The sequence below is a fragment of the Gardnerella nova genome, from assembly GCF_049244055.1.
Taxonomy (GTDB): domain Bacteria; phylum Actinomycetota; class Actinomycetes; order Actinomycetales; family Bifidobacteriaceae; genus Bifidobacterium; species Bifidobacterium vaginale_H.
In genome coordinates this window covers 197,564-211,340 of the sequence record NZ_CP058369.1, presented here as the reverse complement: position 1 = coordinate 211,340, position 13,777 = coordinate 197,564, and the positions used below count along the sequence as shown (strand labels likewise).

Below are 13,777 nucleotides of genomic sequence, written 5' to 3'. Positions count from 1 at the left end.
CGATATCAATATCAACACCAACATCGATACCAATACCAATACCAAACTGCACTGATACTAATGCGAGCGCAATCGTATGATGCCGTCATGCCTCATTAATCTAAACCATTTTACTAGAAGCATCGTCAATTTTTACTAGAAACATCGTCAATTTCGCACAGTCAAAGCGCTCGCGCGAGCTTAGGTGTTGATATGGAACATTTGCCGGATAATCTCCGGCATTTGTTGCTGAATTTGCGTAATTATGGAACATTTGCCGGAGAGTTTCCGTTTTGACGGAGCTTGAAATCCCAATGATTTCAAGCTCCGTCAAAACGCGCGCGTAATGCTAGAATACTATCGCTTATTTGCACGAACATGATGTCGGCGACGAACCGTAAATGTCATCATGCCTCCAGCCATAAGCGCTGCGAAAGTAGCAACTGCGGTAATAATGCCACTACCAGTGACGGCAAGCTTAGAAGTTAAAGATTTCGCACGATTGCGCTTAACCTTGTAGTCAGCAGCAGACGAGCTAGAAGCAGAAGCAGCGGAAGCAGCATCATTATTCGCCTTTTCGACTCCCCTCTTGTTTAACTTATTGTTATGCACGCCGTCAGTGTAAACGAAATCGTTTAGCAACGCATAGCCGGTTCCAATTCCAGCAGAATTATTTCCAGCCGAATTATTTCCAGCCGAATTATTTCCAGCCGAATTATTTCCAGCCGAATTATTTCCAGTAGACGCAGCTTCGGAAGACTCAGAGCTTTCTGAAGCAGAACCAACACCAGAATCAGCAGCATCACCAGCAGCAGCATCACCATGATTCTGCTCATAAGTCAATTTATCTTCAGCAGCAGCTTCATCAAATGCCGTCGCGTCCGCAGAAACAACCCACACATCAGTCCACGCAATCTGATTTCCTTGAGCATCAACCAAAAGAATCGAATGCTTTCCTGAATAACCAGCAGGAATCTTTGCATCAAAGCTAGGAACGCCATTATTATCTAAGGTGACTTTTACGTAGTTCGTTTCTTTATTGTCATCTATTCCATGCAATTGCACAGGCGAAGAATAGATATAAGCATAAGCGTACGCAACGCGCTTATTTTTGAGCGTCTTTATAAACAAATTCGTAGGCGATTTTGCAGACACACCCTTCGCAGCAAACGTCAATTTCATAGGATTTAACGCGCCCGAGCGAGCAATGTTATTTTCGTACTTTCCTACTACGAGATTGCTCTTTAAAGAAGCCTTTAGTTTTGCAGAAGATTTAGGAGCCTCAACAGCAGGAGCACTACTAGTTGGAGGTACCGAATCCGCATCTGGAATCTTGGAAGACTTAGAGTCACCACCAGATTCCGTATTACCAGAAGCGCCCGGCTTAGACGACTCATTTGGAGTAGTCGGAGTGACAGACTTCGGCTTAGGGGTTACAGGATCCGCAGGCTTCGGCGTCACCGGCTTCGGCGTCACCGGCTTCGGAACCACAGGATCCACCGGCTTCGGAGCCACCGGCTTAGGCGCCACAGGCTTTTCCTCCGCAGCTTTAACAGTAAATTTCGCAGAAGTATTCTCAGTTGCCACGTTCCCTGCGTAATCTACCGCTTCAACAGAAATCGTATGCTCACCCGCTGTTAGCTTGTCAGCTGGCACAGTCACTTGCAAAGGAGCATCCAATCCAAGCTTTGCAAAATTAATCGAATACGGGTCTTGAGTTGTTAAGGTTGACTGCACTGTTGTTTCGCCCAACTTGTGCTCCTCAGCACCAACTTCATTACCATCAAGCTTCACTTTCAAAGACTTAAGATTTGCATCATTCGCCTTTACAACAATGCCCTTTTTCCCATCAATCTTATCGTTGTCTTTCACACCAAGTTCCACATTAGGAACCGTAGTATCAACAACCACAGGGAATCGCGCACTCAACGCATTCTTAACGTAATTTCCTCGCCCGGAAGCAGTGATAAGCACAAAATCGCCATCTTCAACAGAAAGATCCCTATCAAACTGCTGTTTATTCGTAACTTCACCCTTTGAATCTTCGGTAGAATTATCGGCAGCAATAAGATTGTTGATCCTAAGCGTATAGCCAGCGAAATCGTCACTTATATTTCCGCTAAATTTTACTGTACTTTCTTTTGTGAAAAGCCTTCCGCCATAAAGTTTTGTTGGCGAAGTGAAAGTCACAGCTGGAGGTTGGTTATCAAAATAGAACACTGCAGGAGTGTCAAGCAATGTATTATCACCATTTTTAATAACAAGCCTAAAATCGTTTACGCCAGTATGAATTGGGATTTGCGCAGTAAACCTTTTTTCGCTGCCAAAAAGCAACTTCTTTTTTACTACTTTAGCCACAATTGGTTCAGGATTAGTGTATCCGGTTCCAGAATCGTTCACGCGATTAGCTTGCGTAAACATAACCTCAGTCGCATCAGAATATACTTCGCCCGAAACAGTAAACTTACCGTCCTTCACACTTTCTACGCGCCAATTGTATTTGCCATAAGACATCACATTGTCAAAATAGAAGGAATTTTCGTCAAAAGTAGTCTCATAATTGTCGTCGTTATAACTACTACCACTTGCGTTTGGCTTAGCTCCGGCAGGCTTAGAAGCACCAGCAGATGCAACAGCACCAGACCCATTGTCAAAAGCAACAGTTTTAGTAGTATTATTTCGACCATTGCTTGCAACCAACGTAATCGTAGAATTGTTCGCAGCTGGCTCTATTTTAGTATCAAATAATCCATTATTTAACTTAACTTTTTCTTCTACAGGCTTAATCTCAAAAGCGCCTTTCGCATTCTTCACATACTTGCTATACATCACAGAAAGCGTAAGTTTGCTTGAAGAATCATCGTTAGAAGAAACCTTACCGCTAAGCTTTACAATGCCGTTCGTACCAACAGCAACACTTCCATTGCTATCCGCACTCATAACACTAATTTTTGGAGCATCAGAATTGGAAGAGAGGCCTCCAATAATGCCTCCAAAACCACCGCCAGAGCCGCCTATAATATTGTCAAAACCACCGCCAGAACTACTCGTATTTTCGATTTTAAATGGAATATCCGTTGTTTGGCACATATCTTTTGTAATACACGCTTTTATACGGTAAAAATAATTGCCATTTGGAAGATTCTTGCGTTTCTCGCTAGCATTCTTTGCTTTTTTGTTATAAATAGTTCCGTCAAAAGCACCATACCCAACGAATGCGGAACGACTCTTAGATACTTTTAAATCATACATCGTAGGTCTGGAAACGTAATGATCCTCGCCTACTTCTTCAAGAAGATTCTTCGATTCGTCCAGAACAGAATACTTAATTAATTGAGCGTTACGCAACAGCGCCAAAGATGGCTTAATCGTGCGCATTCTATTAGGAGAAAACACAGCTGTGCCATTGGTGCCATCTCCAATTTTTACAGTGTTAAAACCAGATTTGGAGATTAAGGATGTGGTAATTGGAGCGTCAGTGCTGCTATATACTTCACCTGGCTTAAGAAGAATCGGCTCAGCATTCCAGTCTCCCACAAACCCTAAGTACGGCACAGCTAAATCAGGCTGACCACTAGTCTTAGATTTAAATGTAGCCCAGCCTTCAATATAGTGATTTGTACCATATTGCGGTTGTAGCGTGAATGTAACTTGCTTAGTTTTGCCAGCATTAATACTTACTTTAGAATCGCTTGCAATAAGAGATTCATTAGAGTTTATAAATGTTGTAATCTTCTTTCCAGCTGCAATATTTTCATTCACTACAACTTGCTTAGGAACATCAAATTCTACAGTTTTTGAACCGTAATTGTGCAATTCAACAGTAAAGTTGTGCGACCCACTTTTTAGTTCGCGAAGAGCCACATAAGCTTTCTTCTTACCATCTTTGCTGTCTTTCACAGTTGCAATAACATTAGTTGCAATTGCTTTATCAAGTTGAGCTAATCCGGCACCAATTTGACGCGGAGCATACGGGACTTTAGTATCGCTTGCGTTACTTGCATCGCTTACACTGCCGTCGTGAGTGAGAATTGTTGCAGTATTCATTAACGCTTGCCTTGCCCGAACAACTAATTCAGGCGTACTTGCACTAACATTACTCGACTTATAATTTTCAAGCATTAAAGCAACAAATCCAGCAATACTTGGAGCTGCCATTGACGTTCCAGACATTGTTACGTAGCCGTTATCGTTTTGAGTAGACCACACGTTGCCGCCCACGCCAGTTATTTGTGGCTTAAAATCAAGCTCTGGAGTTGGACCCCATGAACTAAATACAGAAGGACGCAGAGCATTCGGATTGTTGATTGGAGCAATATCGTTTCCAAAAGAAACCTTTACGCTAGCGCTACCAGCAGTTTCGTTACCAGAATTTTTAATTGCCTCCGCAATTTTCAAGCCGTCTTCTCGACGAATTGACGCAATGAAGAAATCAAAACCTTCAGCACCATCCATTCCAAGGAACAAGTCTGAATTACCTGCTTCATTATAAACAATAACTCCATTAGCACCAGCATTCTTAGCATTCTCAAACTTTTCAGAATACTTATTTTCGCCGCGCTCAACTAAAACGTACTTGTCTTTAACGCTAATGCCCTTGCTAGCAAGATTACTAAAATCACTCGCAGTGCCATGCCCAGCATTTACAATCTCATGCTTCGTATTTTCTGCCTCACCTTTCGGAGCTCTATGCGCGCAAGAGTAAGGAAGCAAATTCTTAGTTCCGTCCTTATCAAAGTAATATCCTGCAGTCTGCATTGTAGAAGAATTTTCCACAGAAGCTACAGTAAAAGCAGATGGATAAGATGCAGGCATTACCAAAGTAGCATCATCTAACTTGCCGAAATCGTTAATATCATCCTTATACCACGAGAAGTTTGAAGCAAAGTTGCCGGCGGAAACAATCGGCAGCACCCCAGCTTCCAAAGCCTTACGAAGCGCATACGACGTGGCATTAGAATTACCGCCAAAACCATTGCTCGAGCCGAGAGAAAGATTAATAACATCCGCACCAAGCTTTACAGAATCCTCAATTGCCGCCACAATATCCGCATCTCTAGCAGGACCAGGATTAGGCTTATTAGAAAAGACTTTCATAGCAAGCAACTGCGCGTTAGGAGCAGCACCATCAATTCGACCCATATCGCAAGTACCGTCACTATCGCAACCATGGGCTGCCGCAATTCCAGCAACATGCATGCCATGCTGAATTGAACTTACGTCTTTTACATCGTAATTTTCGTCGGCATAATTAAAACCAGCCGGAACTTTTTCATTAAAACCGGCAATAGGACGCAATTTTTCCGCAGAACGCGCATCATCGTCAATGCGCATATCTTTATGGTTAATATCAATACCGCTGTCAATAATGGAAATTACCATGCCACGGCCGTCAAGATTCTTATAACTAGACTTAAACGCCTTAGTGACGCCCTGAATTTCGTGAATAGACTTTAAATCATTAAGAGGATAGTACAAACGCTCTTTTTCAACAGACGCAACCTCCGGCTCATCGCGAAGATCATCAATCTTACTTTCGGGAAGAGTTGCCTCAAAAGCATTCATCAAATAGCCAAACTGACGGCGAACGCTCATACTATACTTTCCAGCCCAATCTTTAATAAGCTGGTTTTGAGTAGATTTATTACTATTTTCCGCTTGCTTAGACGGATTACGAGGCTGCTTTTTTAAAGTAACAATAACAGTTACTGGCTTATTAGCTTCTGCGTCAAAACTATTTGCAAATTGTGCAGAATTACGCGAATTATTAGGTACCGCACTATTATTTGCACTTTCGCTAGCAGCATTCGCCAAGGAAATAGGCATAATCAACGTTGCGAAAGCAACAATTAACGCCGCTAAACGAGTGAAGAAACTAAGCGAAGTGCGCAAACTAAGCGAACTACGCGAATTACGCGAGCTACGCGAACTACACGAACGGACGGATGAGCTAACGTGAGAGATGGCGGAACTGAGCGAACGTACGTGAGAGATGGCGGAACTGACTGAAGAACGAATCCAACTCAGCAAACTATTGCACCCCATAAAATTATCCCCCTAACAATGGGCATCACAAAAACGTGTGGTTCCAAGTAATTGCGGTCCCCAAGCCAAAACTGTCTAGTTAAAAACAGATTAACCGAAATTAACTGCGTTAACGATATCATAAAATTGTTGAGCACACGCGCGACGACCTGCTTGAGCGCAGCATTGCGCGCGCGAAAGCAACTCGGAGCGCCGAGCTTGCTCAAGTTGAAAGCACGGGGTGCTTTCAACGCAAGCGAGGTCTGCCTTCGTCTCGATTGACGAAGGCAGGACAGAATCGTGTGGTTGTTTATTGGGAATTTGGTTGTGGTTGGTGTGCGCTGACGAAACGCTTTCAGCGTCGGAGTGCAAAGGCTGGGAATTTTCCGGCGTTTGTTGTTGTTTTGGTGATTTTATGGAACATTTGCCGGAGATTATTCTCCGGCCTTCGCACGCGCAATGCTGCGCTCAGGCAGATCGTTCGCGTAACTTACGCATCGCATCGCGCGAAATCAGCACCAAATGCTTACCGCGAACATCCCATTCGCGACGCTTCTTGCCAAAAGTAATCGCAAGCATCATAGCCAACAACACTGCAGACATCACCATCGATATCACAAACAGCGTCATCCACAGCGGCCACTGCATACGGTCGCTTGGCACGTTAACAGGATCCGGCAGCACGCGGTAGCCTGTCACCAGCAGCCTGTGCGTGTTAATTCCGTACGGCGTGCACGTAATCAGCGTCGCTAAATCGCGCCCTTTCTCGCGCCGCAGCAAACGAATATCGTTCGGCTCCACCACGTTTATGCGAAAAACTTTGTACCGAAGGGTTTTGCCTTGCACGTTAAAATAGAAGTAATCACCTTTTTTAAGTGTGTTTAGATCGTCGAACATCGTGGCATCCGGCATACCTGAGTGCGCCGTCACCACCGTGTGCCTGCTCTTGCCACCCACCGGCAAATCCGTGCCATACAAATGCCCCGCTCCCATTGCGAGAGTGTCTTGAGTAGTTCCGTGATAAATCGGCAGCCTCACGCCAATTTTCGGAATCTTAACAATGCCCATAATCCCCATAGGCTCGCTAAGCACTTTTTCGTACTCTTTATATTCGGGAGTATTCATGTAGTCGCTGCCACCGTTATACGGATCCGCGCTAATAATCGCCTTGTGACGAGCGTTGTACAGCCGCGCTTTTCGCAAAATTTCCGCGCGAGTTTCTTTAGGCTCGTACTTATTTAATTTGTCGTACTCGATTGAAAGTTCTTTGGCAGCGTGATTGTGGACCAAAGTAGAAACCACAGGATAGCTGAAACACAAAATGCCAATAAGAACAAGCACAATCGGCTCAGCCAGCTTGCGGAGTGGGGACATTTGCTTTGTGGAAGATTGATTTTGCGGAGACTGAGGAGACTGATCTTGCGGAGACTGTGTAGATTGATCTTGCGAAGATTTTGCAGTTTGCGAGCTTGCGGAATCCTGCGCACTTTTGGAGGACTTATTAGCGCGCATACGAGTCAGCCGCTTAAATAGCGCACGAGCAGACTCTGCAAAATCAGCCAACTTCATAATTCCTCCAATAAATAAACAGGGAGCCAGGAAAGCGTTAGTTAACGCGCACCCGACTCCCCATTTTCGTTAATGCTTAAAGAAAGGGATTAACTAAGCGCGGAGCTTAGCCTGCTCCTCTTCCTTCTTGCGACGGTGAATGTACACCATGAAGCCTGCGCCAACGAAGCACACGCCAGCGAGCGCGAAGAGAATCACGCCAGCAGCACCGGTCTTTGGAAGAAGGTTGAACCAAGCGTGATCACTATCGTCTGGAACATCCTGGAATGGCAATTCTGTATTAGTAGAAATATTTTCAACTTTAACAGGCTCAGGATTTCGGATATAACCAGCTGGAGCTACAGTTTCTAGAATGTAGAATGTCTTACCTTTTATAACTGAGTAAGACGGGGTTACACCTTTTGTAGTGCCTGCAGATGTGTCTGTTTTTTCTGCAGTTGTTTTCTCGTTGAAGTGAGTATTAGCAGCAGCGCAGGCGGTAGTTAAATCACCATTGTCGGTAATAGCCTTAGAGCACTTCTTTGCTTCATCCTCACTGGTGAACATCTTGAACTTTGCACCAGAAAGCGCCGTATTATTAGGATCTTTTGCAGAAACCTTCTTGATTGAGAACTTAACGAAATCAACCTTTGCAGTTTTAACACCGACAATCTGCGATCCGCCACTTAAAGAACTAAAAGCAGCCTTGTTTTCAACAGTGTTGCTTTTAATAGCAGTTGAGTCAGAAAGAGTGAAAGCTAAGTCAACGAACACCTTTACAACCTTGCCAGCGTTGTCGTTCGCAGCTTTGGCAAGCGCAGCCTTACCGGTTTCAGTGAAAGTAATAGGAATCTTCTTGCGAGCGACATCACCAGCTCCAGCAGCTACATCTTCTGCAGCACCAACTGTGTAGTCAGTATTAACAGTAAGTTCAGTATCAGTATCCAAAGCCTTTTCACCAATTCCCAATCTTACTTTCTTAACTACGTTTGCATCATAAGTTGTGAAGTAACCAGCAGGAGCGAGATCGAATATAGAATAGTTTTCAAAGTCTGTAGCCGGAAGATCCGTGGCACCAGTTTCGGTTCCCTTCATCTTGGTAAGCTCGGAGGTGATTGTGTACTTCACCTCATCGCCAGCACCAATCGCGCCTTCAGTATTAACTTCCTTCTTAATAATCTTATCCAAATTCTTGTTCTTTGGATCCGCGAATGGAGCATAGTTGTAGACTACTGCGTTGGTTGTTTTATCCTTTTCAATCCTTGGGATTGTCATATAGAATGGCTTGGATTCGGCAGCAGAGAATCCCGTTGGAACTGTTGTTTCTTGAACTTGGTACAAGCCGATTTTGAGATTATCGAACTTTGCAACGCCCTTTACAGTATCCGTAGCAGTTCCAGTACTCTTAGTAGTGCCAGTAGTTTCAGTGGTTATTCCAGTAGCAGTACCCTTATTAAAACCATCAATCTTATTTGCGACCTTAACCCAGTCGGCGTACTTAGTTAAGTCAATATCCTTACCGTCGATCTTCGTCACCTTTTTTACAGTGAACTCAGCGCCAGGAACAGGAGTTGACTTCTTCTGGTTACCGTTCTCAACCTCATCTTCCCACTTGAAAATAGTGAGGGAATAAGTCTTGTTCTTCTTGGTATCATCGAGCTTCCACGGAGCCTCATCAAGTACTTGAGCCTGAGATGGGTTATTAAGACCAGCAACACCACCTTGAGATTGACCACCACCCTGATTCACACCAGGCTTGCTCGCCCACGCAACGCCGGACACTGTCACAGCGCCCGCCGCGCACAGCGTCCCAGCCATTGCGAGCGAGGCGAATGCGGCGACGCATCGTTTTGTGAAATTATTCATTTCTTCTCCTTTATTTCAGTGCCCTTGCGAGCAGATACTTCAGTGCCCTTTTGAACAGCTATTTCACTGACCTTTTGAGCAGAATTTTGGTAGATAAAATTTTTCATAAATGCGCGCCCCCACTGTGTTTGGTCGAGAGCAAACGCAAGAACCATTAAGCACGTCGCAACGGCTGCAAAACCGCCGAGCAGCATGTTCCAGTCTGCGAATCCCGTCTTTGGAAGTCTGAACGGCTCAACAACATGGATTGGGAACACTGACTTCGCCCAATCCTTGCCTTTTGTGAGGCTAGTGTCGTTGTCAAGAAGCGAATCGCCATTTGCTACGGAAATTGCGCCACCCACTTTATTTGTATAAACAGCAAGCGCCTCCGGCTTCAACGCATACACAGCGCACTGGTAGTCGCCAGTTTCTTTAGGCGCGCCTGCAATAATCGAATCCGTGCGTTCGACGGCATAGAACGGATTTTCCTCATCCCAGTCGCTAGCTTCAACATCTCGTCTAAATAGGGTACGACTTGCATCACACGAAGGTTGCGTATTGCTATTCTTGCACTTTTCAAGTTCAGCAACAGTTTTAATATGACCCCATTTATGAATTTGGTCCTCCGTAGGAGCACTCAAGCCATTAATACTGCTAGACCAGGTTGCATTAGCACCCACTTCTCCATCTTTATTCAGCTTAGTGCACAAAACTTTCAGCGAAATTTTAGTATCAACGTCACGAATCGACCATGCATCAAGATACGGATTCAAAAAGCGCATTCCGCGCATCATAGTAATGCCCTGGTCTGGATCCACATCACCATAATCATCACCTTGTGAACCAGAAACACCGCCAGCAGAAGATTTTTCGGTCGTCACGCGTAACTTTAAATCACCTTCGCTAACATTCACAGAATTATTAACTAAGACTTTCAAATAAATAGGCTTGCCTTCGTTACTGGAATCTTCATCCTCTGAAGAAGAGCCATCAGGATAATGCGCAACCACTGGCACATAGTAATCCCCTGTTTTAATCCAAGTGCTCATTTTTACAGTAATTTTTCCGTACACTGCGCCAGAACCTTCACTGTCATCTTTTCCAACTTTACTTCCATCGCTAGGTTTATTACTTTGATCGCTGTTATCTTCATCGTCAATAAAAGAAGCCCAATCAGGAACTGGGTGTTTCTCATCCTTTTTATATTGCTTTATTTCAAACCAAGTTCCGTCAGGAAGATCGTGCGTGCGAGCTAACTTGCTATTGCAATTATCGCCTACGCCGCACTTATTAACAGGCACAATAGAGGTTGCAACTTGGCCTGGAAGAATATTAATTCCGTCACCATAATTAGGCTGATAGTAGTAAGACATTCTGCGAACAGCAATATTCAAAGTCTTAGATTCCCAAGCAATACCTCTACTTAACTTAAACAAATCTTCTGACTTTAGCGCAGAATCAATTTCATCGATTTTATTTTTCTTTTGTTCAGCTATTTCATCAAACTTATTTACTACAGCTTCATTTTGCTTTCCGTCATCTTTAACGGAATTCTTTAAAGCATAAACTTTGCACACAAAATCACCGGTTTTCCCCACAGTTCCCTTAAACTGTCCGACTGTACGCTCGTTTACTCGCTTAGGTTCAAAATTATGATGTGTTTTAACATACTCGTTGTACACGTAATCGTCATAGAGGAAATCATCTACGCTGCAGTCTTTAGAAGGATCATCAAAGCACTTCTTTTGCTGATCATAACTTGCATGCTGCCAAACTTTTACGTTAGTAGCATCTTGTTTTAATTCAAGACCGTTAATTCCACCAGACTCGTATTTTTCATCAACAGGCTTGCCATTTTTATCTTTTTCGTAGCAAATCACGCGCTGACTAATATTGCCTATACCAAGATGCGCAGAAGCATCAAAAGTGGTTTTCCCAACCTCTTGACCAGCCATTAATACTAAATCTGTGCTATCAGACTGTCCATATTTCAAATCTTCTGCATCTTTGCTACTTATTGAAAGTTGCAAATCGCCAACTTGCGGATCAAATCGTGTAACATCGACATATGCATAAACAGGCGAAGACACGCCATTCTTACTATTTCCAGCATTCTTATCATCGGAAGTAGATGTTCCATCAGGATAGTGCACAACTACGTGCACTTTGTAACGACCTTTTTTAGTCCACCTATCCGGACGGAACGTAATCACACCATATTTTGAAGAACTAGTACTATTAGGAATGGCTTTTGTTGTCGTGCATTCTTTAGAATTTTCGCACTGTTCTCCTTTAAAAACAGCCCATTTAGAAGCGTCTTCTGCATCTTTTGCATCTGGCTTAATTTCAAACCACGCTCCAACAGGAAGAAATCCGACTCTAACTTTGTTATTTTTACGTATTTTCTTGCTTTTAGGCGTACCAGACTTATTGTTTGCACTTGTAGACAAGTTGCCAGCAACAATATTCGGAGTCTTTTGGTACTCCGGATTATAGTATTGCGCGCTGTTTTGGTCATTGTCGGCAGAGCCTCTGTCACCGTTCGACCCAGTTTTCGTAGATTCGGCAACTTTTTTATCTTGATCAACTTTTTTATCTTGATCAGCTTTATTGCCTTTATTATATTTATTCGAAGTTTCGCTTTTAGGCTTTGTAGACTCTTGATTATTTACAGATTCGTGATTATTTGTTGCAGAAGGATTTGTATTAGCCGTTGCGGAAGGATTTTTCTCAGTATTACTATCAGGCTTGTTACTAACCTTTTGCTCAGGCTTAGATTCAGTCTGCTGCTTAGGCTGCTTATCAGAGTTAATCTCAGAATTCTCCGAAGTCTTAGGCGTTTCAGTTGAGGCGCTTGACGGAGCAATAGGCACAATAGCTAGAGCTACGAGAGTCAGCACGCAGGACGTGAAACCGCAAATTACGCGCATAATCTTAGAAAGATTGTTACGACGACGCCGCGGAAACATCTCTAATCCCCTTCGTTAAATTCAAACTCTCAAAATTGTGTAGTCATCATTACAACATAAAAGACCACACAACACTGCAAAATCTCTCATAATTGCAGCAACAGCGTATGCAACTATACCCCCCCCCCCAAGGCATTTTGCAAGTCTAATCAAGAGATAAGTAGTAAATGCAATGAGCAAAACACCGTTAAAAACTCAGACAACCAACTGAGAAAACAACGCTCACAGCCTTAACACTGTTACTAACTCAGCTACCCAACTGAGAAAACAACGCCCAATGCCGCCTTTTCGTTATTGGCGCAGTCAAAGCGCTGCGCGAGCGTTATCTCACATTTTGGAGGGTTAAGTAGGGCTGAGCACTCCAAACGCGGGGAGAATCTCCGGCGTTTGTTGTTGTTTTGGTGATTTTATGGAACATTTGCCGGAGATTATTCTCCGGCCTTCGCGCGCGCAATGCTGCGCTCAAGCAGATCGTTCGCGCAATTTCCGCATCGCATCGCGCGAAATCAGCGCCAAATGCTTACCGCGAACATCCCATTCGCGACGCTTCTTGCCCTAAACTTGCGCATCTGCTTCAATCTTGTTTACTTCATCTTCATCAATTTACTTAATCAGTTCCAAATATTTATTAGCAGCTTTACGTATTTTTGCTGGATCAATCCATCCAGTCGTAAACGACTTATTAACTGCATGAAGTAGCGTAAACAGTGCATTCGTAAGATTTCTTTTCCCTTTAGCTATGTTATATAAATTATCAAAATGAGCTGCTTTATTTCTAATCTCTTTAATGTAAATAAGATTTTTTGCTATTATTTTCCTGTCTTCATCGGTTTCTTTATTAATTTTGGAGCAATTCACAAATGGAAACGCATTGCATACAGCCTCTTTCCAAAGTTTTTGCTGAATACGATTGCTGCCTTTTGTTTCCGAAGATCCAACAAGTTTTACCCAAGTTCCCCACATGAGTTTAGATAAAATGTCATCATGATTTACACTTTCACCAGCATGCGATCGAACTGCAATTTCTCTCGCTTGCTTGATTTGATTTTCAATCAAATCTTTAACCAAATCTGGCGTATAAAGAGGATTAGTCCATTCCTCATTCTGCTTTTCTTTCAATGCAAGTTTGCGAAGTTCTAAATCAATTGAATTACGCACGCATATTTCTACATATCCAATCTGCTCATGCAATATTCCTGCTAATTCATGATTCGACTTGCATATAAGCATTGCCGTATCTAAATCATTATTTGCATCGCGCATATAACGATCAAATCTCGCCACGCCACAAAATTGTTGCGCTTCTTTCAGAGTAAAAGTTGCATTAGCAGTCATGAAAATATTGTACATTTAATTGATATTTCCCACAAAATACAATACGGCAGATGCAAACAGTCAGGGAATGTGTT

At 43.3% G+C, this 13,777-nt stretch carries 5 protein-coding genes; all 5 read right to left on the bottom strand.

Features of this window, described 5'->3' with window-relative positions; genetic code table 11:
• Nucleotides 1–336 precede the first annotated feature (336 nt).
• Nucleotides 337–5,805: a S8 family serine peptidase gene (locus HXT56_RS00845; protein WP_421778196.1), complete on the bottom strand. Its 5,469-nt coding sequence runs from the start codon at nt 5,803–5,805 to the stop codon at nt 337–339.
• A 666-nt stretch (nt 5,806–6,471) separates the two neighbouring features.
• Entirely contained in the window at nt 6,472–7,572 is a 1,101-nt protein-coding gene (locus tag HXT56_RS00840) for a class C sortase (protein WP_421778195.1), read from the bottom strand.
• A gap of 93 nt (nt 7,573–7,665) precedes the next feature.
• Nucleotides 7,666–9,417: a SpaH/EbpB family LPXTG-anchored major pilin gene (locus HXT56_RS00835; protein WP_421778194.1), complete on the bottom strand. Its 1,752-nt coding sequence runs from the start codon at nt 9,415–9,417 to the stop codon at nt 7,666–7,668.
• A complete protein-coding gene (locus HXT56_RS00830; RefSeq protein WP_421778193.1) occupies nt 9,414–12,368 on the bottom strand; it encodes a hypothetical protein in 2,955 nt (984 codons plus the stop codon). Before HXT56_RS00830 ends, HXT56_RS00835 begins: the two co-directional genes overlap by 4 nt.
• A gap of 603 nt (nt 12,369–12,971) precedes the next feature.
• Entirely contained in the window at nt 12,972–13,703 is a 732-nt protein-coding gene (locus HXT56_RS00825) for an Abi family protein (RefSeq protein ID WP_421778192.1), read from the bottom strand.
• Nucleotides 13,704–13,777 lie beyond the last annotated feature (74 nt).

Coding starts and splice junctions, on each gene's coding strand:
- HXT56_RS00845 (WP_421778196.1), bottom strand. CDS start 5,805: ATGCCTATTTCCTTGGCGAATGCTGCTAGCGAAAGTGCAAATAATAGT.
- HXT56_RS00840 (WP_421778195.1), bottom strand. CDS start 7,572: ATGAAGTTGGCTGATTTTGCAGAGTCTGCTCGTGCGCTATTTAAGCGG.
- HXT56_RS00825 (WP_421778192.1), bottom strand. CDS start 13,703: ATGACTGCTAATGCAACTTTTACTCTGAAAGAAGCGCAACAATTTTGT.
- HXT56_RS00830 (WP_421778193.1), bottom strand. CDS start 12,368: ATGTTTCCGCGGCGTCGTCGTAACAATCTTTCTAAGATTATGCGCGTA.
- HXT56_RS00835 (WP_421778194.1), bottom strand. CDS start 9,417: ATGAATAATTTCACAAAACGATGCGTCGCCGCATTCGCCTCGCTCGCA.